At 41.4% G+C, this 26,655-nt stretch carries 20 protein-coding genes and 1 riboswitch; of the genes, 4 read left to right on the forward strand and 16 right to left on the reverse strand.

The features are described 5' to 3' along the window. Positions 1-31 precede the first annotated feature (31 nt). From feoB to RYH73_RS17005, 6 genes are all read right to left on the reverse strand, one after another. Entirely contained in the window at positions 32-2,134 is a 2,103-nt protein-coding gene (gene feoB / locus RYH73_RS16980) for a ferrous iron transport protein B (RefSeq protein WP_335314644.1), read from the reverse strand. Positions 2,135-2,157: 23 nt separating this feature from the next. Then, entirely contained in the window at positions 2,158-2,379 is a 222-nt protein-coding gene (locus RYH73_RS16985) for a FeoA family protein (RefSeq protein ID WP_335314645.1), read from the reverse strand. A 459-nt stretch (positions 2,380-2,838) separates the two neighbouring features. After that, positions 2,839-3,219: a VanZ family protein gene (locus tag RYH73_RS16990; RefSeq protein WP_335314646.1), complete on the reverse strand. Its 381-nt coding sequence runs from the start codon at positions 3,217-3,219 to the stop codon at positions 2,839-2,841. Between the two features lie 159 nt (positions 3,220-3,378). Next, positions 3,379-3,759: a glycine cleavage system protein GcvH gene (gene gcvH, locus RYH73_RS16995; RefSeq protein ID WP_335314647.1), complete on the reverse strand. Its 381-nt coding sequence runs from the start codon at positions 3,757-3,759 to the stop codon at positions 3,379-3,381. 138 nt (positions 3,760-3,897) lie between these two features. After that, on the reverse strand, positions 3,898-10,983 hold the full coding sequence (gene sov / locus RYH73_RS17000; RefSeq protein WP_335314648.1) for a T9SS outer membrane translocon Sov/SprA: 7,086 nt from the start codon (positions 10,981-10,983) through the stop codon (positions 3,898-3,900). 255 nt (positions 10,984-11,238) lie between these two features. Further along, positions 11,239-12,000 carry a hypothetical protein gene (locus tag RYH73_RS17005; RefSeq protein ID WP_335314649.1) on the reverse strand — a complete coding sequence of 254 codons (762 nt, stop codon included), beginning with the start codon at positions 11,998-12,000 and terminating at the stop codon, positions 11,239-11,241. Between the two features lie 439 nt (positions 12,001-12,439). Here RYH73_RS17005 and RYH73_RS17010 point away from each other — a divergent pair, with 439 nt between their 5' ends. Continuing rightward, positions 12,440-12,892 carry a hypothetical protein gene (locus tag RYH73_RS17010; RefSeq protein ID WP_335314650.1) on the forward strand — a complete coding sequence of 151 codons (453 nt, stop codon included), beginning with the start codon at positions 12,440-12,442 and terminating at the stop codon, positions 12,890-12,892. 215 nt (positions 12,893-13,107) lie between these two features. Here RYH73_RS17010 and RYH73_RS17015 read toward each other — a convergent pair whose 3' ends face one another. From RYH73_RS17015 to tkt, 3 genes are all read right to left on the reverse strand, one after another. Then, positions 13,108-13,728 carry an HAD family hydrolase gene (locus RYH73_RS17015; protein WP_335314651.1) on the reverse strand — a complete coding sequence of 207 codons (621 nt, stop codon included), beginning with the start codon at positions 13,726-13,728 and terminating at the stop codon, positions 13,108-13,110. Further along, a complete protein-coding gene (gene tal, locus RYH73_RS17020) occupies positions 13,728-14,855 on the reverse strand; it encodes a transaldolase (RefSeq protein WP_335314652.1) in 1,128 nt (375 codons plus the stop codon). Before tal ends, RYH73_RS17015 begins: the two co-directional genes overlap by 1 nt. Positions 14,856-15,050: 195 nt before the next feature. Next, positions 15,051-17,060 (reverse strand): transketolase, encoded by a 2,010-nt coding sequence (gene tkt, locus RYH73_RS17025; RefSeq protein ID WP_335314653.1) that lies wholly within the window; start codon positions 17,058-17,060, stop codon positions 15,051-15,053. 237 nt (positions 17,061-17,297) lie between these two features. On the opposite strand from tkt, the gene RYH73_RS17030 reads away from it, so the two are divergent. Continuing rightward, positions 17,298-19,310 carry a sensor histidine kinase gene (locus tag RYH73_RS17030; protein WP_335314654.1) on the forward strand — a complete coding sequence of 671 codons (2,013 nt, stop codon included), beginning with the start codon at positions 17,298-17,300 and terminating at the stop codon, positions 19,308-19,310. Positions 19,311-19,323: 13 nt separating this feature from the next. Here the strand turns inward: RYH73_RS17030 and RYH73_RS17035 are convergent, their stop codons facing one another. Next, positions 19,324-19,692 carry a response regulator gene (locus RYH73_RS17035; RefSeq protein WP_335314655.1) on the reverse strand — a complete coding sequence of 123 codons (369 nt, stop codon included), beginning with the start codon at positions 19,690-19,692 and terminating at the stop codon, positions 19,324-19,326. 224 nt (positions 19,693-19,916) lie between these two features. Here RYH73_RS17035 and RYH73_RS17040 point away from each other — a divergent pair, with 224 nt between their 5' ends. Beyond that, positions 19,917-20,117 (forward strand): hypothetical protein, encoded by a 201-nt coding sequence (locus tag RYH73_RS17040; protein ID WP_335314656.1) that lies wholly within the window; start codon positions 19,917-19,919, stop codon positions 20,115-20,117. 8 nt (positions 20,118-20,125) lie between these two features. On the opposite strand, the gene RYH73_RS17045 is transcribed toward RYH73_RS17040, so the two are convergent. From RYH73_RS17045 to RYH73_RS17065, 5 genes are all read right to left on the reverse strand, one after another. Next, the gene (locus RYH73_RS17045; protein WP_335314657.1) at positions 20,126-21,418 is read right to left on the reverse strand and encodes a bile acid:sodium symporter family protein; all 1,293 of its coding nucleotides are present in this window, start codon (positions 21,416-21,418) and stop codon (positions 20,126-20,128) included. 7 nt (positions 21,419-21,425) lie between these two features. Further along, positions 21,426-22,088 (reverse strand): aspartate/glutamate racemase family protein, encoded by a 663-nt coding sequence (locus RYH73_RS17050; protein ID WP_335314658.1) that lies wholly within the window; start codon positions 22,086-22,088, stop codon positions 21,426-21,428. Between the two features lie 11 nt (positions 22,089-22,099). Beyond that, the gene (locus tag RYH73_RS17055; protein WP_335314659.1) at positions 22,100-23,500 is read right to left on the reverse strand and encodes a four-carbon acid sugar kinase family protein; all 1,401 of its coding nucleotides are present in this window, start codon (positions 23,498-23,500) and stop codon (positions 22,100-22,102) included. A gap of 8 nt (positions 23,501-23,508) precedes the next feature. Continuing rightward, positions 23,509-24,747, reverse strand: a complete 1,239-nt coding sequence (locus RYH73_RS17060; protein WP_335314660.1) for a ribulose-bisphosphate carboxylase large subunit family protein — start codon at positions 24,745-24,747, stop codon at positions 23,509-23,511. Positions 24,748-24,949: 202 nt separating this feature from the next. Beyond that, complete coding sequence (locus RYH73_RS17065) at positions 24,950-25,405, reverse strand: soluble adenylyl cyclase-like protein (RefSeq protein WP_335314661.1); 456 nt, start codon at positions 25,403-25,405, stop codon at positions 24,950-24,952. Between the two features lie 238 nt (positions 25,406-25,643). Here RYH73_RS17065 and RYH73_RS17070 point away from each other — a divergent pair, with 238 nt between their 5' ends. Next, positions 25,644-25,859 (forward strand): CsbD family protein, encoded by a 216-nt coding sequence (locus RYH73_RS17070; protein ID WP_335314662.1) that lies wholly within the window; start codon positions 25,644-25,646, stop codon positions 25,857-25,859. A 37-nt stretch (positions 25,860-25,896) separates the two neighbouring features. Here the strand turns inward: RYH73_RS17070 and RYH73_RS17075 are convergent, their stop codons facing one another. Next, the gene (locus RYH73_RS17075; protein ID WP_335314663.1) at positions 25,897-26,502 is read right to left on the reverse strand and encodes a CDP-alcohol phosphatidyltransferase family protein; all 606 of its coding nucleotides are present in this window, start codon (positions 26,500-26,502) and stop codon (positions 25,897-25,899) included. A 46-nt stretch (positions 26,503-26,548) separates the two neighbouring features. After that, positions 26,549-26,645, reverse strand: a riboswitch (TPP riboswitch). Positions 26,646-26,655: the final 10 nt, after the last annotated feature.

Raw genomic sequence — 26,655 nt, forward strand, 5'->3', positions numbered from 1 at the left:
TTCACGGCAAATTCAACGAAGACACTTTTGTCTATTTTAACAATTGGAACACCAATAGAGAGGAAAAATAAGCTAAAGCCGTCATATATGTTAACTGGATAATTGGCCATTTCCAACTTTTGGTTTCCCGATGTACCACCGCAATGGTGCTGATGCACTGCATTGCGAAGGCATAAAATATCATAAGAGAAAATGCCGATGCCACCGTATAGATGGGCTCTCCCGTTATGCTATCCTTTGATGCAAGCATCTTTTGCCGAATGGTAGACGTATCATCTTCCGGCTCTTCAACACTATAAATAGTTGCCATTGTTCCCACAAAGACCTCCCGCGCGGCGAAAGATGTAATCAGCGCAATACCAATCTTCCAATCAAAGCCCAAAGGTCTGATAGCCGGTTCGATTGTTTTCCCCAAAATGCCAACATATGAATTCTCAAGCTTTTCTGCCGACGCTAGAAATTGCCGCTCCTCTTCCGAATAATTCTTTACGTAATCTTCGGTTTGATACTTTTCTTCAATTGCTTCCATACGTCCCGGCGGGCCATAGGTTGCCATTACCCACAACACGATTGACATTGCGATAATCACTTTCCCTACCTGCAGCACAAAAGTCTTCACTTTCTCGTACATCGTTAGAAAAACATTTTTCCAGCGAGGCGCCCGATACACCGGTAATTCCAGAATAAAATACGATTTTTCCTTTGCCTTGATTACCTTTTTCATAGCCCAAGCGACCACAATTGCACCAATGGTTCCTATTAAGTACATCCCCATCAGTGCCAAACCCTGTAGATTAAAAAAGCCCCAAACTTTATCATTTGGTACAACTAAAGAAATTAACAGCGTATATACCGGTAAACGTGCTGCACAGCTTATAAGAGGCGTTACCATGATAGTAATAATCCTGTCTTTCCAGCTTTCAATATTTCTTGTTGCCATGATAGATGGTACAGCACAAGCTAAACCACCGATCATAGGCACAACTGATTTTCCGTTAAGTCCTACTTTTCGCATGACTTTATCCATTAGAAAGGTAATTCTTGCCATATACCCTGTATCCTCCAAAATGGCGATAAAACCAAAAAGGATAGCGATTTGCGGGATGAATACCAATACACCGCCCAATCCGGCCAAGATCCCATCTAGCAAAAGATCGGCTAGAACCCCTTCAGGAATAAATTGCCGTCCCATTTCATCCAGCCAGGCAAAAAAGTTCTCTATTAATCCCATCGGATACTCGGCCCAAGCAAAAATAGCTTGGAATATGAGTAATAGGATCGCAAAAAAAGATACAAACCCCCAAACTCGATGCGTCAAAAAATGATCGATTTTCCCTGTGGATGTCTCCGATATATTCTTAGGCAGTTGTTTTACTGATTCCTTTAGTACCGTGCTGATAAAATCATATCGCGCAATTGTTTCCTTTGTTTGGGCGTGCTGTGGCTGAAAGGCATTGGCTTGCTCCAACGATTCGATATGATTGCTTTCCTCTTCCGTAAGATAATCAAGTATTTCATGTTGATGGGCCAGCAAGAGTGCTTTATAATCCCCCTCTATACGGATATCTTGTTTTATTTGTGAAATCAATGCCGGTGCAATCTCAACCACTTCAATGCTCTGTTTTTGCAGGGCAAGTCCCGGTGCATCTGCAATTGCCTGCTTCAATAACTCAATATTCTCATTTTTCCGCGCACTGATAGGGACCACCTGTACACCTAATTTCTGTGACATTTTATCGATATCGATCAGGGTTTTTTCCTTCCGTGCAGCATCCGACATATTAAGCGCCAAAATCACCGGAATTTTTAAGTCGGCAACTTGTGTAAAAAGGAGTAGATTGCGTTTAAGATTGGTAGCGTCGGCCACTACAACAATCAAATCAGGGTGAGAACTATTCTTGACATTCGTCAACACTTCCAGTACAATTGCTTCATCTCTGCTTTTCGGATAGAGACTATAACAACCTGGTAAATCAATTATCTCAACTTGCTTTCCGTTTGGAAGTTTACTAATTCCGGTTTTTTTATCGACAGTGATGCCCGGAAAATTTCCCACTTTTTGATTAAGTCCAGTCAAACTGTTGAACAAAGTTGATTTACCGGTATTCGGATTCCCTACTAACGCTACTCTCATGAATATCTGTACTTGTTTATATTTTACACGCCCTCAACAATGATAGTTGCGGCTTCTTCTTTTCGCAAACTGAGTTGATACCCCGCAATTGATACCGCTATGGGATCTCCCAAAGGAGCAATTCGTTCAAAAGTAATTCGCTCTCCGGGCAAACATCCCATCTCCATCAATTTCACAGAGAGGTTTAAATCTGTAAAATCTTTTATAATACCGGAGCTTCCGATTTTCAATGCTGTAAGTTTCATGCGTAACTATTTTTTATCCATCGACTAGGTGACCTTGCCCTGTTCAACTCTTTCATTTTTCGACAATAAACCGTGCATTATCTATCAATTTTTATCCATTAGATAGATGAATACCCTTCAAAACAGGATGTTTGATCGAAAACAAATTCAAAGGTAAGTTTTATTTAGAATGATTCAAAAAAAGATATAAGCTTATTGCCTACTCACGACAACTTAGTTGAATAGGTCTTTTAAATACATCCGTTTATTAGGATCATATAATTCCGCATCTATCGATTTGCCACTTTATAATGCTTACTTATCGGCGGACAGTTACAGCCTTTTTTAAAAAGTCCACACGAGCTGAGCAACAAACACAAGCCAATTAAAAACAGAAGGATATATTTATGTTTCATACCATTATATTCGCTATTTTACAAATCACAGCCCTTCGAGCCTGTTGTTTCTCAGTAGTTACTATTACCTGTCTACTTTATAGCTTCTATGCAACACAAGGTACGAAAACAATCCCATACCTGTACCTGTCATATCAGCAAAAACATCCCACCAATCACCGCTCCGATAAGTAAAGAACTTATATTGTAAAAATTCTGTTAGCAAGGCAAACAAAGCTGAAAAAATCAGTGTTTTCAGCAAGATATTGAATTGAGGGCTATAAGTTCTTTCTTTTCTTGCATACCCTAGACAAAGCAAAACGGAAAAAACAAAGAAAAACCCGGTATGTACCAATTTGTCCATTCCTTCAAAATGGGGCACTTTTTCGGTTGTATTATCCATTGGCAAACAAGTGAGGAACAACACAATGACGGCCCATAAGATAGCCCATATAAAATACTTCATAATATAGCGCAAGGGAACAATAAAAAGACCATTCTATTGAATGATCGCAAATAAACCAGTCGTAAAAAAGTAAGCGACAGATTACCACTAAGGAAGCAATCTATCGCTTTCAAATTTCTCGCATATATAGCAACACAATCTATACGACAAACGAGTGATTTAACCTCCTACCAACTCCTGATATGCTTCAGCGGAAAGTAGTCCATCCAATCCCGTATTATTATCGATTTTAACTTTTATAATCCAACCTTCGCCATATGGATCATTGTTAACCAATTCGGGCGATCCATCCAATGTTTCATTTACACTCACCACAGTTGATGTTACCGGCATATACAAATCAGAAACGGTTTTCACGGCCTCCACCGTCCCAAACACTTCATTAGCAGTTACCTCTTCACCTACAGTAGGAATTTCAATAAAAACGATATCACCTAATTCACGCTGCGCAAACTCCGTAATCCCAATGGTTGCTTCATCGCCTTCTACACGGATCCATTCGTGGTCTTTCGTGTACTTTAATTCAGCTGGAAAATTCATTATTATTTTGTTTAGTGCTTTAGTAAATCCTACTTTGTTAAGAAGGATATATTCATGTTGTTTTTTTGCCAAACTTAGATAAAATTGCTTTCAATTGCAATTTTCGTTTTATGGCCAACAGTTACCATGGCTCAACCATTACTGCAACAATATTCTTAAGTTAAATCCGAAGTTGCTATAAGCAGTTGCATAGGTTTGCGAGGTATAAGGTTTCACAGCATTGCTGTCAAAGAACATACGAATATTAAAGCGATTATTGAACATATAATCGATAGACGGTCTATAGGTAATATTCTTATTGCCGGAAGCCATTTCTGAGAACTCCGAATCAGAACGATATACAAGGGTTTTCATATCGTTGATTGCTATATCAAGCTTAAAAGTCAAATCGTTCGATACTTTCCTATCAGCAAACCAACCGAATGGGAATCTGAAATTAGCAACCCGATAACCGGCACCTAAAATGAAACCTTCATCCAGTAGCTGCGCCAATTGGCTATTCTGTAAACTAAGACTTAGGGTTCGTGCTTTTCGGTATTCGGCATTTGCCGTCAGGTTATTTTTAAACCGAGCATTGACGCCAATTAAGGGTAAGAATTGTTCCTGTAAAGTAATTTGGGAGAATTGATACTCGGGCAGGAAGTTTCCATTAATATCCCTGACCGAGGAGGCTCCGTTTGTTTCGTTATACCGGATGAGCGTTGTATATCCATTAATGTTATACAGTGTCCGATAAGCATGCACTAATTCCAAGGACGATAAATACTCGCTAAAGAAAGGATATTTCGCCAAGCCATTATACATAATACGCCAATTCGGGATTGGTATGCGCGGAAATACACCCAGGCTTTGTTTATCGGGGCTTTTACCTGTATAAGCCGCTAAGAAAGCTCCTATCACCACGTCCTGTGCCGTATTTCCATATCCATCAGCAAAATCGCCAATGGTCCCCTCAGAATTAGGATTCAATTGCCCCAACCTTCGTGAGATCGTTCCCCTATTTCGCTCGAATGTTCTGAAAAGCTCATCTTTATTAGAGAAGGCTGTTTTTAATGAAAAATAGGATATACTATAATCACCGGCTGTTACGGGCGTCACACGTTCAAAATCTTGTGTTTCTTCATTAAATAGTACCTGTGTTGTAAAATTTCTATTTTCAATCCGTGTAGCCGTCAAATCAATTCGCAAATCTTTAAATGGCTCTAAGGTAGCTCGAATGCTAAGGTCTTCCCGTAAAGACTTCGCATAGAGTTGCGTTTGCAAACTATCTCTACTCAACCATCCGTTAGCAATTGCTTTCCCCAATATATCCCCTTGTCCACCGAATATAAAGCCAAAACCAGGTGCATTCATATCAAAGTCTAAGCCCAACATATTTGTTTTTCCGAGATATCCGGGCAAGAACGTTCCGTCTACTCTCGTATAGGCAGCATTGATATCCTTAATGCTCGATACGAAATTTGCGAATATCGCTGTTCCTTTATTCGGACTTCGACCATTACGAGCATCTCTAAAGAATGTAAATTTATTAAAGAGGCCTAACAAATTAAATCGTGGGTTTAGTTGCAGCGTGCGCGAGTTCTGAATCGTATTTCCTATATTCAAATTAGGGTCGTTAATCGCGAGCAAAGGTTGCGTCTGCCAAGCGAACTGACTTCCATAACGAGCCGCTACATTGATCCAATCGAGTCCCGGAATTTTATCAAGCGGCACATTATAGGTTAAATTCATCATATGGTTATAATCGGTCGTCCTTCCCAGCTTCCAAAAATTCTCCCATAAGGTATCCCGTTTAAGCCCATCCAAACGCCCTTGCGGCTCATCAATAATCGAATAATTTGTTGCATTAAAATCCAATTTCAGCGAGCGTGTCAGATTCCAACTGATACCGTATAGTCGCGTCATTGTAAAATTCTTATTGTATAGAGTCCCTATATTACCGGCAGGCAGGTAGTTGTCCGGCGAACTACCGGTGCGAAGTGTATTTTCCGTATAAAGTCGTTGTACATCAATTCTAAAATTAATGAAAGAAGGCATTAAATTAAAATTCAGATCACCTAATAATCTCGTATACCTGCCTTTAAATAACTTTTTCAACGGTTCGATATACTTATCTTTATTCTGTACATAGTCATAAGATAGGGATGCCCTATAATTGTTTTGCACCGATTTTTCCGTTAGGTAATCCCGGTGGTAAAATTGTGAAAAAGCATAAGAAACGCTGAAGTTTTCGATATCCCATAAGCGCACCGGTTTCTCATTGTCCATACGCAATTTCCGCACATTCATAAAGCTGATACTTTTGCGCGTTGTATAGTCCTGTGTTAAGCGCAGAAGCGAATCTTTTTGATTATCATTCAAACCATCTAATGCCGATTTCATCTCGATATCGGGCACCAAAGGATTGTACTGTGGCGTACGCACCTGATTCGAATAATTGAAATAGAATGGAATTCTGATACCGGTTCGCTCAGGAAAAAATTTACCCAGTTCTACGCTACTCGTAAAATCAAAAAACCGATCTTCCGTTCGATTACGTTCATTGATGCGAGCATCAATCGCACCAAAACCAATGGTGCTCTTACTTCCAGACACTGTCACATCCGCAAAATCTGCCAGTTTAGCATTCAAACGAGCCGTTGCGGCCCAGCCCCCCTTATCTTCATAATCTGTTAAGCGTAGCTCATTGAACCAAATAACACCTGATTTTTCCATTCCATCATCATTCGCATTATTTTGCCCTTTCAATGGGTTTTTAACACCCAGCATGTAAAACCGGACTTTACTGATATCCGGTTGCCCTTTAACGGTTACGGTATTAGCACCGTCCACAAAGCTATAAGGGACGTTGATTGGCCAAGGGCTTCCGTCAGGTAAAGTCGCTTTATTCCGCGCTTCTTTTGCTTCTTGGAATAATTTGATTTCGACATTCATCCGATTGCTGGACGGCCAGATTGCCTCTGGATCACGACTCCCGGGGGTAGTGACTTCAAGTGGCATTTCATACTCATAATAGTTTTCAATACCATCCGTTCCCATCCTTATAAAACCATGCAAATCTCCACTGCGCAGCTCATTCCCTTCCGCGTGGATAAACATCTGCAAGCGTTTATAAGCCCGAAAATCGTTGGTCGATGTGCGATATGCTCCCTGTCCGTACCCATCCCGCAATCTATTGACAGTAACCGATAGTGCTTGTTCGTTCAGCTGCACGTTCGTATTATAATTACCGTAATCGATCTGCCGTTCAATACCCGGAGGAACCACATAAGGAATAGGCTCTCGGTTTCCATTTTCCTCGATACTAACAGCAGCAACCTCAATGGTTGAGTTGTCCAAGCCAGGGTTATTCAGTGTGGGATCAGCAATAACTTTTGTTGGCGAACGCTCCGAATTAAATCGCCGCCATTCCCCTCTTACCAGCTGCAGTCTCGCCATTCTTAAGACAGACGTATCACCAAAATTAGTCATGAACATCCTTATGAAACGAATGGATTTAAAATCCTGCGGATCACCAGCCCTGGATTCATACTGCGTAATTGGTATTCTGAGTTGGTACCACTTCACATTCTCCTTTTTGCCATTGGCCAAGGTAACGGGTGCATCAATCATGTCGACAATAAAGTTTTTACCCACCATCATATCTTGTGGGCGAACAGACACACGATATTGATAATACTCATCCGCTTGATTCATGGTGTTATCTCGATTAACATCCTCCCCATCAGGCAACAAGGTAGAGGCCGAGGTATTGACTCCATCTTGTGCACCAGCTTGTTCTGCCGTTTTGCTATTGCCTTCGGTACCATTAAACCGTTCATAACGTTTTAGGATCCCGGCATTTTGCGCATCCAATTCAGCACTTCTAAAGTAACTGAAATTATCACTGGAAGGGTCGTTGTTTAATTCCTGTAAAGGTTGTGGATTGAGCGTAGCACTTGCTTGCGACAAAAAATTTGAAAAATGATTCCGTTCATCCGCATCATTCAGGGCATCCAAACCCACGTCCTGCAATGCTCGTTGATCGGGGTTATTTGCAAAAGCCTGTACCATCGGTTGCAGTTTAGGTACCCTTCCCCAGTTCGTGAGGTCCATCTCGGAATAATTCCCATTGGTAGGCAATGCGTTTTCTACGGATCGGCGCCCATCTTTTAATATATCTTCTGAGATGTTTCCTAGGTTAAAATAAAGATCTCCACCGGCATCCTGTGGCTTATAAATGAAAGGGTCCATCATCCAAAGCTCAATAAACTCAATATTCTGCGCTTCAAAATCCGGTGTTTGGATTTGCCGAAACATCCCCCCCCATCTCGATTTAGGGTTTGTCAACGTACCATCACCATTCACACCTGAAAGTGTGTAATTATAAGGTCCTCTTATCGTAGGATAAAAGCTGAGATCGAGCGTAGACATGTATAAAGGTTGTCCGGTAACCGTTTGTTTATTTGGAAACACCTCCTGTTCCAACACCTCACGCACATAGTGATTTGACAATTCCGTTAAATTGCCTCTGATATTCGCCGGAGTCAGACTATTATCGTTTCTATAGAACACCGGGTCAATGTTATAAAAAGCTAGACGGGCCCGATTATAACCGTAGCGTAAATCATCGGACAATTGCGATTCAGGAAACAGCTGAGGAGTTCCTGATATTTGCCAGCTGTAAGCGCCTTTTAAATCAATAATAGAGCGGCTGTTTTCAAAATCGTCGATATAGCTAGCCCCATTTCGGGATCCAGCGATATTCGTTGCCTTGGAATGCCCCGGTATGAGGTTTGCAAATTCGCCATAGAAGGAAATCGTAGACTCTTCCCGCGTATCGATAAACGGAATTTTATCAACCATACGTGTCAGCCATCGAGAGGGGGCATTGTAGTTTACGTCAAAACCCCATATGGTATTGGAGATTGGTTCTTGTGCTAAATTAACCTTTTGCGTTAAGGGGCGTTCCGACAAATTCATAATGGTACCTCCCAGTTGAAGTTGATCGTTCACCATATAGTCAAGCCTCGTTCCGAACAAAGTCCGTTGTTGCAATCCAAAAAGCTCATTATTTTCCATCTTAATCCGTATTGCCTGTCCAGATCTTAGAAGTGCCTCATTTAAAATACGGACGCGTCCAATCTCATAGTCAACGGTAAAATCAGCGCCTTCCTGTAAAGGGATTCCGCCGGCAAAAACCTGTACTGATCCCCTCGGGATATTGATAGCACCGAGTTGGAATTCCGATCCCGCTTCCGACTCATAAGTACCTCGGATCGCATACCTGTTTTTATTGGCGAACAATTGTTGGGCGACAACTTTTGTCGAATCATAAAGTTCTTGAAAAGCATAGCGCTCAGCCAATTGTTCCTCTCCCGGGGCGAATAAGCTTCTCAAGTCCTTCCCGAAGGGTTCAACGACAGGAAATACGACCCGCCCGTACTCGGGGTCTATCGTCAAGCCCTCTAAAAAATCAAACACGCCATCAGGTTGCCGATCATTCTGCGGATTAAGTCGATCTAAACCGGTTAGCTGTAACCACAATTTATTGGTGGTATTTTTTCCTTCAAACATGACAGGCCGTTCCACCCCCGTTTCATCCTCCAATCGGAAGACATTCAGAATAAAATTATTTCTTCCTACTCGATAAGCTCCGATTGAGTAAATATTTTTCATCATCAGATCCCAAACCGGTAAATTAGGTTTCAATATTTCATTTTTCAACAACTTCGTAAAAAGCACCTGTGGATTGGAGGGCGTAATCGGAATATCCGTTGAAAATTCGCCCACTTGATATTCCCGCCCGTTAGCCGTATAACGATAAGCAACTGTCAATACCTGATCCGCATTAAGTGGTGTATTCAATGAGATATACCCTAACCGTGTATTCAAGGTATATTCCTTTTCGGTCAATTTACGTGCATTGGAAAGCCGCGCATAATTATCACTAGCGCCACTAGCTTGAAAAAGAGCTGCTACTGCATTTGAAGAGCTATAGCGAGCATCTGGATATTGTTGCTGCAAAATTTGCAAGAGGCGATTTGACTGCTGTGGAAAGGCGGGATCCCCCACCACACCGGCAGCCGGTAATTGAGATCCTCCGGGCAGGTTTAACATTGGATTCCAAGGACGGCTTTCCCCCAGATCCATAAAAGCCAATACGTCGCGACTATTTTCGATGGAATTACTTCGATTCGTTACCCAAACCTCGATCTGTGTAATATTGACGTTTGTCAACAGCAAAGGGGCATTAGACATAGCTCTATTGTAGTTATCGCGGAAGTATTGTGCGAGGAAATAGTGCTTATTCTGTTCATACTCGTCGGCTTTCAACGAAAACTCGTTCTGTTGTGCGCCATTGGTAATGGTAATTTCTTTGCTCTGTGATCGTTGCTGGGAAAAAACACTCGTTACACCCAGTTTACCAAATTGAAGTTGCGTTTTAACCCCAAAAAGAGCTTGCGTACCGGAAATCAACGTAGAATTTAAAGGCATACTTACATTACCTACTTCTATACGACGAATAATCGCATCATCCTTTCCCACATAATCAAATTTTATCTGATTTTCAAAGTCAAACTGCGCTTCTGTATTGTAATTGGTAATGATACGCATACGATCACCGATCTGACCCGTTAGGTTCATTTGAATACGCTGATCAAAGTCGAACCCCAGTTGCTTTCGTTGGCGCTCATTAAACATGGGGTTATCGTTTTTATTATACTGCCCCATAATAGTGGCATCTACGCTTCCTCGGGGAACGATATTAATCGTATTTCCACCAAATATTTTCTCGAAAGTAGGACTGTTAACCTGAATACTGGGAATCCATCCGTCCTTCCGCGCCCGTCTTGAAAAATCATCCGACAGTTCTCGCCAAGTCCGTTCCTTAAGCGATTGATTTTCGTACTGCTGGTACTCGTCAATACTCATGTATTGAGGCGGGCGATACATGCTGTTTCCAATATTATCTCGAATGATGTATTGTCGACCGATTGGGTCAAAATCTATTTCCCTTTTAATTGTACCCGGTTTCCTCAAATGAATACCCTTATCACGTTGATACAAATTCAGAAAAGGATCGTCTTTAATAGGATAAAGCACTCCCGTACTGTCACTTACAAGTCGTACACTATCTTTACTAGTTGATAATACTCGTTTTTGCCGGGCCGAAACAATTTTCGTCCCCAGAATAGTCAAGAAAAAAAGAAAAAATAGTATACTCGAAAAAGTATTTCTCACAGCACAGGTAAATGAATGTACTTCCCTTATAATATAATTGATAAATTGAGTTCAGGCCATTACTATGGCTAAAAAAAACACCACCAATCCAAGTACAAACGAACAAAAAAGTGAACACATGGCCCTTGTTCATTTTGTTCAGATTTTAAATGAAGTACATAAATTTGCTGCTTCTATAATTATTTTTTTTATCAGGGTTTACCGCAAAAAAATTAGCTTTTTCTTTTACCTCGCCAGATACATTACGCAATGCTATTAAAAATAACTTTCGACGGGAGATACATGTTCGACCCACGCCCCCGAACTTACTTGCAGCACGTATTCGCTCAGACCAACTTCGGGGTTGTCAGGTGCCCAATCATACGTATAGCCTAAGCGAGTCCAAGGATAATGAAAGTCAGCAGAACCGGAGAGGGTTCTATAATAAGCAAAAAGAATATAATTATTGAACCAGGTGTTATAAGTTGCCGAAACATCATTACTTAATACAGCCCCTGCTGTTCGCGTGTCAATATTCGGATTACCCGCAGGTCGATATAAACGCTCCGGATTCACCCACAATTCCGCTATATGCGTATTACTTCGCTCATTAGCGGGTGGCAAACCTAACAGCTGACAGATGCGCATGGTGGTATCACTTGTGCCATCCAGCTTATTGCCGATACGTGCCTTCATTTGCTGAGGAATAAATACCCAAGATTCACCCCAAACATTGGTAATAGAATCTCCCTCTGGATAGCTCTCCGGGTATCGCATAAAACTAGCTAATAAAACATAGTCCTTTCCATTGATTGTTTTCCATTGCAAGGCTGTATTTTCCTTTGAAATTTGCCAAAGTGTATCAACCACCTCCGAGCTATCCGCTACCATTGCATCCAAAATAGCATTTTGATAAAGCTGCTCCATTGTCAGGGCCGGTACTTCAGGAGAAGGCGTGACGGGGTCATCCTTTTTACATCCGGCAATAAAAATCAACATCAATAAAGTATATCGAATTAAGGTGTTGTGGTTAATCATGAAGGTTCATATAAATTTGTAGATGAATAAAAAAATTTTGAACTAAAATATCTAATTTCATTATTCTTTATATGTCCAATCTGTTCAAGCCTCACGATAGGCTTTTATTTAGGCTTTTATTAATGACGAAGAATCGGGCATATTATGCTAGAGAAAGGCATGTAACATCAAAAAAGTTGCTGTTCAGCGCACTTTATTCATCTTGTTCATTTTTCTAGACAGTAACAATGGCGGCCATCGAAAGAGTTTATACTACGTATCGATCCTTTGTCGAAAACTACCAAGAAACCCGTAGAAAAAATCACTCATTTATGAGGATTGCGAGGCGAGAAAAAATCAAGCAATTTTGTCAAGCTAATGTATAAAAGAAAGAAGTTCCATAATATCTATTAGCCTTTTCCTGAGATAATAAGAACAATATTAAATAACACATTGGATTATGAAAAAGTTAATCGCCTCCTGTATCGCCCTTATTTTTTTAGGGTTAGGCAGTCTTCAAGCACAAAATCTATTTGACAAAGTAGATCAGGCACTAAACAAAGTTGATAAAGCATCAAATACAGCCGACAAAACAAAAGGAACCAGTGATAAGGTACTGGGTTTTTTTAAGAAAAAAGAAAATGCAGAGGAAAATTTTACCTCTATCAACATCACTGGGATCAACCTTAGCAACCTAAAAAAGCTAAATGAACAGGTTGAGACTTGTAAAGGAGTTGAAAATACCAAAATGAAATTTAGTCCTTCCGGTTCTGTTATTCTGGTAGCTTATGAGGGATCGGCCGAAGATTTACTGACCGCTATTCAAGAAAAATCAAAAGACATCTTTAATGACGAGCATATCGAAGGATTGGACGAACATGCTATCACGATCAATCTTAGTAAAGGGAAGTAGTTTACCGGTGAGTGGTTGAGTAGTCAATGTGATGAATAGTTAAGTAGGAAAGTAGTTGAGTTGTAAATAGTAGCCCCTTGCAAAGCCGGTTAATTAGCCAATGATTGTGTGTCGGCAGCTAATAACTCATAATCAACAACGGACAATTAAGGATTGAGTAGGGTGTTGTGTGTTAAGACCTATTAACCATCTCCCTACTCAATCACTTCATCATATTATGTCAATCCATATTTAGCCAAAGCCTCTCTTGTCTTGTCTAGATCGATATGCTCAATGCCCTGAATACCTAGCTGACAGGCCGCCTCGATAAAGACAGGACGATCATCCAGATAGATGATCTCCGTTGGCTTTACCTGTGACAAATCGATCGCAAGCCGATATATATCCCGATCAGGCTTCCGCATATGCACAAAACAGGAAGATGCGAAAACATCGATAAAGCTTTTGAGATCGAACTGCTCAATGCGATAGTTATTCAACTCTTTTCCTTCGTTATTGACAGCAATCGTAAGAAGATTATACTTTCGCTTTAAGGTGCGAATGAGCTCGATCATCTCTGGAAAAGGTTCAGATTTCTCCATCATAAATGCTTTAATATCCTTAGGCGTAAAATCACGCTTTTTGTGAAATATCAATAAATCCAGATATTCATCTAAAGTTGATTTGCCGGATTCATACGCATCGAAGATAATCCGATGTCTTCCATTTAGCTCTTCAAAATCAAGTGAAAATTTCGTTGCAGCCTCTTTGCGGGCCTCGGTATCCCAACCATTTGTTAAAAACACGCCCCCAATATCTAGAAACAGTGCTTTTATTGTACTGTGTTGCGACTGCATTAGGAAAGTACCTCCTTACGCTTCTGTGCAAGTACCTCCATTAAACTATCGAAAGGTTTGATAAATTTTTGAATACCTTCGGCTTCTAACTGTTGTGTAACCTCTCCCAGTTTAATACCTACTATATCTTCCAATTTATACAAGGTATAACGCGCATGCTCGAGGTCTTCCTTTAAACGAGCTCCCGGGTTGCCATGCTCGCGATAAGCATTCAATGTTTCTTTCGGTAAGGTATCAACCGTTTGCGGGCCAATCAAGGCTTCAACGTACATCAACTCATTATAGTCTTTGTTTTTAACACTGGTACTAGCCCAGAGTAAACGTTGAGGTTTCGCCCCTTTGGCCTCTAATTCCAAAAAACGATCCGACATAAAAAGTTCGTTGTAAATACTGTATGCTACTTTAGCACTTGCAATAGCTACCTGTCCTTTAATCTGCTTTGCTGCTGTCGCTTTACTGGGATCACTTTCAATGATTTCGTCCAACATAGCGTCTACCATTGTATCGATACGGCTTAAAAAGAAGCTGGCAACCGAAGTCACATTTTCTAACGGCTCTCCTCTTGCAGCTCGCTCTTCCAGCCCTGCAATATATGCTTCGGCTACCTCGCGGTAGCGGTCTAATCCAAACAATAGCGTTACATTGATATTAATACCCTCACTAATCAATTGTTTAATCGCCGGCAGGCCCTCTTTAGTACCTGGAATTTTAATCATTACATTCGGACGGTTCAGTTCTTTCCAGGATGACCGCGCCTCGGCGATAGATCCCGCCGTATCCAATGCCAGTCCAGGCGACACTTCTAGGCTTACATAGCCATCCAGTCCGCTCGTTTGTGCATATACCCCTTTAAAAACATCGGCGGCATTTTGTACGTCCTCAACGGCCATTTTAAGAAAGATTTCCTCATTCGATAAATCCGTCTTTCCCAATTCACTAATCGTATCGTTGTAGTCTTCACTACGCGCTATCGCTTCTTCAAAAATTGCGGGGTTTGAAGTAACACCTCTTAAATTGTCTTCATCTATCAATTTTTTCAATTCACCGGATTGAATAAAGGATCTTTTGATATAATCCAACCAAATACTTTGGCCGAAATCAGGGATCTTTGCTAATGGATTTTTCATTGTATTAATTATTTGTTCATTTGTTTCTGTTTCCAAAGGCATTATTTCACTCGGTTCATACTACCTTCGGCGGTATGAGCGTCGCTGTTCAATAGCATCAATGCACCCGCTACACTCAATTTGCTTTTTTATAGGATCCTTACGCAATCCTCCCACTCAACCCCGAGTTGTTCATTGCACTCAACTATTTACCACTTAACGGTTCAACAACTCCAGTGCTCTTTCATATACATGTTCAGCAGTAATACCAAAATGTGCTAGTACTGCTTTACCTTCACCGGACTCACCAAAAGTATCGATTCCTATTACGTCACCGTCCGTACCAACATATTGATACCATAACGGCGTTACCCCTGCTTCAACAGCCAAACGCTTCGTCACATTTGGTGAGAGCACCTGTTCCTGATAAGATCGATCCTGTTGATTAAATAATTCAAAGGAAGGAAAGCTGACCACCCGAGCTTTTATCCCCTTATTAGCCAATTGTTCCTGTGCCTCTAACACCAGTTGTACTTCGGAACCTGTGGCCAAGAGAATAATATCAGGGAGTCCTTCGCAATCACTTAATATATAACCACCCTTTTTTAAGTTGTCGGCTGAAGCATAGCGTTGTTGATCAATAACCGGCAATTTTTGCCGTGACAAAATGAGTGCCACCGGTCCCTTTAACCGGCTCATTGCAATTTTCCAAGCCTCTATCGTTTCAAAGGCATCTGCAGGTCGTATTACGGTCAGGTTGGGTATTAAACGTAAGGCAGAGACATGCTCAACTGGCTGATGCGTAGGGCCATCTTCGCCCAAGGCAACACTATCATGTGTAAATATATACGTTACCGGCGCTTTTGTCAGCGCAGCCAAGCGAATGGCGCCTCTCATATAATCGGAGAACGTGAGAAAGGTACCACCATATACACGCGTGCCACCATAAGACGCTAAACCATTTAGGATGGCTCCCATACCATGTTCACGAACTCCAAACCAAATATTGCGTAAATCGTAATGTCCAGGCTGAAAACTTTGATCCCCCTTAACAGGCGTATTGTTGGAGCTGGCTAAATCTGCCGAACCTCCAATCAACCAAGTTATATTTTCACGTAATACCTCAAGCACCTTTCCCGAGGCTTCCCTTGTTGCTAAGGTCTCTCCTACTTGAAATGTAGGCATATTGTGATCCCATCCTTCTGGCAGTTTACCATCAAAACTAATCTCAAAATCTTTGGCTTCTGTGCCAAACTCCTTTTGATAGCCGGCAAAATCCTTCTCCCACGCTGTCTGTAATTCAACACCTTTTTGGCTTTGGTTTAAGAGATAAGTTTTTACTTCTTCCGGTATAAAGAAGTTTTTCTCCGGATCCCATCCAAAAAATTCTTTTGTTTTTTTCAGGTTTTCAATACCCAAAGGGCTACCATGTACCTTATTGGTACCTTGCTGTGGACTACCATAGCCAATAATCGTTTTCACTGATATCAAAGAAGGTTTTTCAGATTCTGCCTGTGCTGTCAAAATTGCCTGCTCAATAGCCTCTAAATCGTTTCCATCTTCCACTGTCAGCGTCTGCCAGCCGTAGGCCCTAAACCGTTCGGGAACATTTTCTGTAAATGCCAAATTAGTTGGTCCATCCAAAGAAATGGCATTATCATCATATAGATAAATAAGTTTACCTAACTTCAAATGCCCCGCCAAAGATGCGGCCTCCGAAGCAACCCCCTCCATTAAATCACCGTCACTTACAATAGCATAAGTATAATGATCAATCAATGAATAGTTCTCTTTATTATATTTCGTTGCCAGAAACCGCTCTGCCATGGCGACTCCTACACCATTTCCAAAACCTTGGCCAAGCGGGCCCGTGGTTACTTCAATACCCGGTGTTAAAACAGATTCCGGATGTCCTGGTGTTTTTGACCCTAATTGTCTAAAATGTTCCAGTTCCGTTAAGGATAAATCGTATCCATATAAATGCAACAAACTATACAATAAGGCCGAACCATGGCCTGCTGACAGGATAAAGCGATCGCGATTTGGCCATTTAGGATCTTTCGGGTTGAAGCGTAAAAAGCGATTCCATAATACATAGGCCATAGGTGCAGCGCCCAGCGGAAGACCCGGATGACCTGAATTTGCTTGTTGCACCATGTCGGTCGCAAGGAAGCGGATTGTATTGACACTCAATCCGTCTAAAGAGTTGCTGATTTCTTTTGTCATGGATATTTTTTTATGATCATTCAATTTGAGGCCGATATTGCCTACTTTTGACATAACAAATTTAAGCAGCACCGGTGTTGGATTTCTTTATATAACGTAATAATCGTCCGATTGATTCTAATCATAAAGTCATAATTAACTTGAAACCGTCAAGTTCATTCTCTCTATCTGACCTATAGCGGCTATTAAAGAAATAGTATATATTTACAAACCAATTCACGGAGATAGACTTAGACAATGGAAAATGATTCTACAGCTGCATCGCATAGAAATTTAAACAAGTTTACCGACTTTTCGCTAAACGATTTAGTCCATGACTCAGCTGTCGCTATTTATGCCTGTGACATCAAGGGTGTCCTTACCTTTTACAACGAAGCTGCTGTGTCACTTTGGGGAAGAACGCCCGACCTGCAGAAAGATCGTTGGAGTGGCGCTTATAAAATGTATGATTTGAAAGGTATGCAACTTATCCCGAAAGAATATCCTACAGCACAGGTAATCAATGTACCAAATGCGAGCAATCGATCGGAAGTAATCATTGAACACCCCAATGGAACACTTCGAAATTTACTCGTTTTTCCCAAGGCTCTTTACAACCCCAATGGCGAAATCATCGGGGCACATGCTACTCTGGTGGATATCAGCAACCAAGCCACTTTAGAAGAACCTCGGGCATTTCTCGCGTCTATCATTGAATCATCGGACGACGCCATTATAAGTAAAAATCTGCAAGGTATTATTACCAGCTGGAACATTGGTGCCGAGCAACTTTTCGGCTATACTGCAGAGGAAGTTATCGGAAAATCCATTACTATTTTAATTCCTGAATCGCGTTTGAGTGAGGAAGAATATATTTTAGAACAGATACAACAAGGAGAAACGGTAGATCATTTTCAGACCATACGATTAAGTAAATATGGAAAGGAGGTACTTATATCACTTACCGTAGCCCCCATTAAAAATAAATGGGGTAAAATTATTGGGGCTTCCAAAATCGCGAAGGATATTTCAGAAGAAATCAAGGTCCAAAATGCCATCTATCAATACACACGGGACCTGGAGACACTCAATTCCATTAGTCGAGCTATTTCTTCAAAACTAGATGTCCAGAGCACCCTACAACAAGTAACTGATGCAAGCAAAGAAGTTACAGGGGCTGCCTTTGGAGCTTTTTTTTATCATTTGATTGATGAAAATGGGGCTATTAAAACGCGCTTTACGGTGTCTGGCTATCCAGCAGAAGCACTGCAACATTTGGACATGCCCCGGGATACTGCACTGCTTCATCCCACCTTCCATGGAAATGACATTGTACGATCCGATGATATCAGAACAGACCCTCGTTACGGACAAAACCACCCTCATTATGGGATACCTAATGGCCACCTACCAATTGTAAGTTACCTTGCTGCACCAGTTACCTCCGCTAAAGGTATTGTAATGGGTGGACTGTTCTTAGGGCATCCTGATGTGGGCAAGTTCAACGTACATCACGAAAATTTGATCAGCAACATCACGGCACAAGCCGCTATCGCTCTAGATAATTCAAGATTGTTTGAAGAAGTTAAAGCATTAAGTGCAAAAAAAGATGAGTTTATCGCATTAGCTAGTCATGAACTCAAAACACCACTTACCAGCGTTTACGGTTATCTACAATTATTGGAAAAAAAACCGAACAATGAAATGGCGGCTTTGTTTGTCAACAAAAGTGTAAAACAATTAGACAAACTAAACAAGCTGGTTTCGGAACTGTTGGACATTTCCAAAATTGAAGCAGGTAGGCTCCAATTTAATGCAGAGCTATTTGACCTTGGCGAGCTCATCCAAGAAACGGTAGAGTCTTTCCGTTTTTCCATCAATAGTCATGAAATCTTGTTAAGTCGTCCTAACTACCCGATCACTGTCAGGGCAGATAAACAACGGATTGAACAGGTGATCATCAACCTCCTGAGCAATGCAGTTAAATACTCTCCCAACACGGATCGCGTGTTTATCGATTGTGAAAAAAAGAAAACCATTACCACGATAAGTATACGAGACGAAGGCATGGGATTAACTCCAGATCAACAAACCCAAATTTTTACTCGCTTTTATCGTGCCGATAATACCTCAGGTATATCAGGATTAGGGATTGGCTTATATCTTTCCCGCGAAATTATCGAACGACACGACGGAAGGATTGATGTTGTCAGTGAGCATGGAAAAGGCAGTGAATTTGTCATCACATTACCACTTCCAAAGGCATTTTAAACTTTTAGATCATTTAAGCCCCATTGCTCTTACCATATCGATTAATCGTATTGACAAAGTTGTCTATATCGAACGGTTTTTCGATAAAATCCCGTACGCAATCTTCCGTTTCAACCAGATTACGCCTACCATGTGCAGACATAAGCACGATCGGAATATCTTTCGTACGTTCATCGCGATAAAGCCTTCGACAAAGATCAACACCATTACCATCGGGCAACATAATATCCAGCAGAATGAGATTAGGTCTAACTCTTTCTATTCGCTCGTTAAACTCACTTACATTCGCACAACTTTCTACAGCAAATTGTTCATTTGTAAGTATGTATGCTATCAACTCCCTTATGTCTTTATCATCTTCAACAACGATTACTTGTTTCATTTATGTAAATTGAACTTATTAAAATGGTTCCACACTTAAATCATTGATCTGGATCGTATGCGGAAGGCTTTGCTCTAATGTGTCAAAAACAAGAAGACTTCGAGTTTGTTTTAGCTCACACGAAAAAAATTTAGCTTTAGGTAATTTTACAGAAGTAAGAAATTCCGTATATCGTTGGCAGCGAACAAACCAACGTCAGTATATTGGGTTATAAAAGTGAATTAGTGGAATATCAGGAAGGATTATCGGCCGAGCTAATGGCAAGCCCCAGCTCAACGGGCTTGGCCATCAGTGCTCTTAACGGACAACGTTTCTATACCAATAACCAGTGGCCTAATCCAATCGTCTTGAAAATAGAAAATGCCCAATTTAAGGCAATTCAAGATCAGAAAGGCAGAAAGGTAACAATAGATGGAGCTAAGTAAATAATGGATCATGTCTGTTGGGAATCGTTTTTTTCATTCAGTGGCCGCTTCCGCCAGTAATTCGCTAATAAAGATCCGGATATGTTCATCCACGGACTAAAAACGGCAGCTGCTAAACCCACCGTTGCTAATTTCCCCATACTTCCCGCTAAACCAGACGCCATGCCCCCGTTTTGCAAACCTACCTCAAAAGCAATGGTGCGCGCAGCGTTCCTATCCAGTTTAAATAGCCGAGCGAGCCAATAACCGAAAAAGTAACCCGCACTATTATGTAAAATCGAAGCTAAAAACAAGAGCAATCCCACCTGTAACAAATGCGCTCTTCCTGCTGCCGTTGTAACCGTAGTAAAATAGACGATACCAAACATAGACACATAAGGCACCCATTGATCAATGCGTTTGAATCGAAGATATAGACTATGATACAGAGCGCCCACAATAAAGGCGCCAGCAAAAAAGTTCAATAGCATTAAAGACTGTGCAGCGGCGATAGATACTTGCTCTGCAAGCTTATCCCACAGAAAAAGCATTTGAACAACAAGCCAAACCACACAAATCAGTCCGATAATAGTCACCACCTTTCTCCCTTTAGTAGAGGCCGTCTTAAGATAGTCGTGCAGCAATGCAGCGCCTATTGGCACGATAACAATTTGAATAATTTCCAACATCATGGGTAGAAATTTGACTTCAATCAATGTTCCGGCCAACAAACGCATCAACAAAGGCGTCAGAAAAGGAGCGGCTAAAGTTGCCATAGCGGTTACCGTTACCGATAAAATCAAATTTGCACGTGCCAAGTATACCATGACATTCGAGGCCAATCCGCTCGAGCAAGAACCAATTAAAATAATGCCTGCTGCGATTTCATCTTCAAAAGGAAATATATGTGTCAATAGATATCCTACTAAAGGCATTACCGAAAAATGGCAGATTAAGCCAATCAAAACCCCTCTACCCGTGCTACCCAATCCGGAAAAATCACGAATGCTCATCTGTATTCCCATACCAAACATAACCAACTGGATGATAATCAAGATAAGCCATTTATTCCTCAAATCCACACCACCCCATTGGGTAAAAGCAGTTGGATAAATCATAGCCGAAATGACAGCGGCCACAATCCAAGCCGTATACTGATAGTTCTTTAGCGCCTCAACGCTTCCGATACCGAGCGCAAAACAAATCGCGGTGCAAACGGCAGCAGGTTGCCAAATGACACCATTTTTCAATAAAATTCCCAAAAATAGGAGGAGGACAGCAATGACACTGATCCTCAAACAGATTCTTTGAAAACGTTTCATGATATCCTTAAACTACATTTGCAATATACCGGATAGCATGAGGAGGACTTGCAAGAATTGGTACATTTTTACCTTCATTTTTCAATGTATCTACTACACGCGCCATACTCGCTTGCGCCAATAAAATGACATCGACTTCTTCCGTTAATTGATATAGGGCCTGCGTCACCAATTCATCATGTTTAGCAGCATCTCCACTCATCAGAGCCTCAAAAGCACCCTCACACAAGCGTGTATTTAACAAAATCTCCTTGCCTGCCAAAGCTGCTCTGCGTTGCACGAGGTCAGCAGTTGGTTGAAGCGTTGTTTGAAGTGTTGCGATAACACCAACACGTTCACCTTCTCGAACGGCTAAATCTGCCATGGGTTGATCTACCCGAAGAACAGGGACACTTGTTATATTGGCTGCGGCTTCTACCGCAGCGCCAATAGATGAGCAGGTTACCAAAATATAATCAGCACCTGAATCCTCCGCCGAAGCAACGTAATCAGCTACACGCTTAGAAATGGAAGGCGTAAGTTCCCCTCCCCGAGCAGCAATATTTTTCACTAAACTATCGTCTACAATGTTGAAAAGACTTGTTTTTGGCAAGTACTGCTTGCATAGTTGCTGAAATACAGGAATCAGTGTAGCTGAAGTATGAATAAGCCCTAAAGTTTTTGGTATCATATTATAAATATTTAAGAAACATTAGCATTCCGTAGCTTAATAAAATAATGTTCATCACCCACCTGCCCGCCTTTGAAGTTTATTTCAATTCCGTCTAGTGGTGTATCAGGTGCAAAAGCTCTGCACAACGGTGCCCCTGGATAAAAAGGAGCGATCATTTCTATCGCCTCGATTCCCAACGTACGGGCAACAAAGCTCGAGGTATCTCCGCCGGCCACCACAAGACGTCGCAAATCGGTAGACTTGGCAATATGGAGCGCAACCTCACCAAGCGCCTGTCCATATGTGCGTGCCGTTTGTAAGCTTATTCCCGCTTCTGAATAACCTTGTTGAGATAGGAGCGCTCGTGTTTCCGCGACTCTTACATCCTCCCGCCCCAAACTTGTATGCAAGATTACCGGGAAACCTGCTGCCATCAAAGCAAGTATCTGCTGTACACAATGGTCAATGACGGTTTGTAAATCGGTAGATGCGTTAAAAATAGAAGTAGGAATCCCCACTGCCTGAAAACCATGACAAAGCGCATGGTCAATTTGACTGGCCGTTACCGGTGAACAACTGCCGGAAAGCACCAAAAGCTTTCCATTAAGGGGGTATTCGGGCCATTCTATTATTTCCTCTTTAGCCAATCCTTTATTTTTCCAGTATAAGCCAAATGCCGTTTCAATGCCCGAAGAACCGATCGAAAATAACGGTCTCCGCGCCGTAGCGTAGATATCCATTACCTCGGCAATTGGCAATAAATCCGAAAGATGTAAAGCATCAAAGAGCACAATTGGAATTCCTTGATCCAAGCATTCTCGTATTTTTATTTCTATTTCAGTTCGCCCAAGCTGAACGGACAAAATGTCCACCAAAGCGATCGCAAGCTCTGTTTGTCGCGATAAATGCAAACGTAAGTCTGCTTCCTGCATTGGAGTAACCGGATGATGACTGATCGAAGGATGGCGATCCAAGCGATGAATTTCGCCTCGACTTCCGATTCCCATTCGAGCAAAGAGGTTCCCAAATAAACAGAATCTTCCCAAGGTTGGGGCTGCCACCAGCAACGGAATAAATAAAGGATTAAAGATTTCCTTTCCTACTTCCGCTGCCGTACCAATACTCCCAATGTGTGGAGAGGAATCGAAGGTGGAACAAACTTTATAATGCACGTGTCGAGTACCCAAATTTTTTAAAGCAGTGAAGGCCTGCGACAACTCCGACTTCATGGTACCCGGATTCATCGTTCGTGTCATACCCGCGACACCGACAGCCTGTATCCCAGGATACCGCGCTAACATTTCAGCATCGGGCACATCAATAAATAATACCGTCTTTAATCCTGCCTGATTCAGAAACTCCAAAGCATCGGTAGACCCTGTAAAATCATCGCCATAATAAGCAAATAAAGGAATCTGTATTTTTTCCATGTCTGTAGTTATCCGAATTTTTTCACCGACTTCGCGAATTCAGGATATAACCGAATAGCCGTTTCCATATTATACCCTTTAACCGCCCCTTCCCATGCCTGCTGTAAAGCTACAACTCCCCCCCCAGGCCCATCAGGATGCGCCATAATTCCCCCACCCGCCATATATAATAAATCGATGGTTTGTGTGCGCCTATAGGTTTCGAAAGCCTGCCCTCCCCACTGCCCTGAAGATACGACGGGTAACAATAGGCCACTGGAAAATAGCGGATTTAAACAAGCTTCGATCGATTGAACGACCGAATCATCGGATTCCCAAAATTTATTCTGAATCCCATTCACATGCAGCTGATCTATACCTGCCAAACGCCAAAGTTTTTGATAAGCCTTAAAGTCAATACCCAATAAGGGATGTCTGTTTAACATGCCCCAACCATTCCGGTGACCATGGATCACCAATTCCCCCTGATCGCAAATTTTTTTCACCCCAGCAAGACCTACGCTGTTTATACTGAGCATAGCGCAGGTCCCGCCTGCCTTGACGATGTATTCATACCGTGATAACATGCTGTCCATTTCATCACTGATATTAAAAGCATACATCACCTTTTTTCCGGTTTTATCGGCATGTTCGTTAATAATTCGCATGATGGCATCTACTCGATCTTCCAATTTAGAGTTCGCCGCTGCTGATTGTAGTTCGTCATCTTTAATAAAATCGACCCCGGCCTCTACCAAGGTCTTTACCAGCTTAGCCGTATCGACAGGTGTCATCCCAATGCTAGGTTTAATAATGGTACCAATCAGCGGTCTACCCTCTACATGTGTGCTCTTTCTAGAGCCTGCCACTCCAAAACGAGGGCCTTTAAAATGACCAACATAGGACGACGGAAATTGAATATCCAGTAATTTCAAGCCAGTGAATTGGCTTAATTCATAAAGGTTTCCCTGTAATGTGGAGATCAGCACAGGCAGATTATAGCCGACATTCTCTATGGACCAGGAAATTTCAATGTGGGCTCGATGATAAGCATTGGAAATAGCTTTCGAACTAGGAATGGCTGGCTCCGTGACCGATTCCACAACATCAACCTTCTCCACACGAGCAGCGAAGCGCTGTTTCAAATCTTTTGTCTCACCGGGAACGGACACAAAAGTACCGGACGACTGTTCTCCTGCCAAAATCAGCGCCGCCTTTTCTACATTAAAGGGCGTCTCAATATAGTATTTCGCAATAATTCTTTCCATAGCCTATTGAATCCGTCTAATTCTTCAATCGCCATAAATGTTACGAAGGGCAATAGTCATTTGCCATTTTACATTTAATGATGATCCACTAAATCAAAAAGATTAGATTTATACCGACAAATTTATCAGTGATAACAATAGTGCTATTGTAGTATGTATGCAAGCTGTTGTAGCATATTAGCTTTTTATATATGCATTTCGTTCAATCCGTCTTGAGTAATTGGTATTGATACTTTCGTCCTATTTTATGGGCATCTATAAAACCGTTCTTTAAAAGGTAATTAAGTCTTACCGCCAAAGCGTTCTCTAATTTATATTTATCGCGATCCGGTTGTGCCTGATGAATTTCGTTTAAAATAGCATCGCGATCGCCAGTTCCCAAACGCGTCAATGCATAAGCAACCTTTCTGTCCAATTTACCAAAAGGATCAAATTTTTCGACGGGTACTAAAACACCTTTTCTCCATTTAGCAGTTAAAGAAGCAGCGTCTTCCTTGGTTATATCCGTCATTTTGGATTCGCCGAAAACAGTCATTTGCTTTCGTTTCTGCACAATATCGATTGTACATTGTATGGCATCGATTTCAGCACGGATACTTTCAGCGAACTCCTTTAAAAAAGCGATCGTTTGCTCATCTAATAGCGGGTTTTTTGTCATGAGATTAATTTAGGCTGAGTTTACTATTACAAAAGTAATAAGTTCGTCAATTAAAAAGAAAAAATTGAGACCCAATTGTGCAAAAACTGTACATAAACCAATCAGAGATGATATAAGAGCTACTTCGTTGTGCAATTTGTTGCGGACATCACATCAAGTAACTGTCAATAAAAACAAAATTATTCATAGCTTGCAAAAAAATGGTCACTGTCAAGTATGTTTACTTAAAGAAATGCATATGAGTGAATGGAAATTAAAAAAGTCATGGAGACAAATTAAAAATCAAATAAGAGCTAAATGGAGCGAGCTCACCGAAGATGATCTTCATTATGAAGAAGGCAAGGAAATTGAGCTGGTCTATCGTTTAACGCAAAAAACAGGGAAGAGCAGAGAAGATATTGTTGATTATTTAAATCATTTATCTTTTATTTCCGACCTTAAATTCCGACCTTAAGATTCAGCGCATACGGTTAAAGTATGGGCCGTGTGCGCTAATTTTCAGGATCTCGCCGGCTCTGATTTTCTCCTCTCCTGAATCGCAGCGCTTCCTGTATACCCTTTACATCTGCTTGCCAATTAGGCAATAACCAAACCATAATCGTTTCTTCCACCAGATCCGCAGCCGTTAGGACAATCGATAGATAAAACAACAACAAAGAAGGCGATTTGAGAAAAAAAGACGATATTAAAAAAAGAGCTTGAGCTACGGCAGCAACTTTTGCGAGGTAGGTATGAAAACTGGTCAATTTTCTATACCGAATCAGGGCGGCGCTGACCTGAAGAAGGAAAAGAATCAGCAATATGAGCATCCAGTGATATTCTCTAAACACGAATTCCCGGTGATAAAGAAACAAACCTACAAGGGCTACCAGTACGGTTAAATCATCCGCAACTGAATCCATTTTAGCTCCCATAATGCTTACGACTCTATATTTTCTCGCCAAAAAACCATCAACAGCATCCGTTAAAAAACTGAAGGCGAGCAAGCATTTAAACCAAACGAGCTGTTCGGAAAAAGCAAGAAATAACAAGAAAGGAGCAGCTATTAAGCGATAGAAGGTAATACCGTTAACCATATAATAGCTCCTTTTATGCATAATACTAGGCCTTTCATAAAAAAGACGGCCCAAGTTTCTACCTAGGCCGCCTCGATTTTCTTAATTCCTTCGCTGGTATTGTCCAGAGCAGGTTCAATGGGTATGTTCTCAGACTTATAAAAAAGCCACCCCTAAAGAAATCTATAAATAGAA

It is taken from the genome of Olivibacter sp. CPCC 100613, assembly GCF_036959255.1.
GTDB lineage: Bacteria > Bacteroidota > Bacteroidia > Sphingobacteriales > Sphingobacteriaceae > Olivibacter.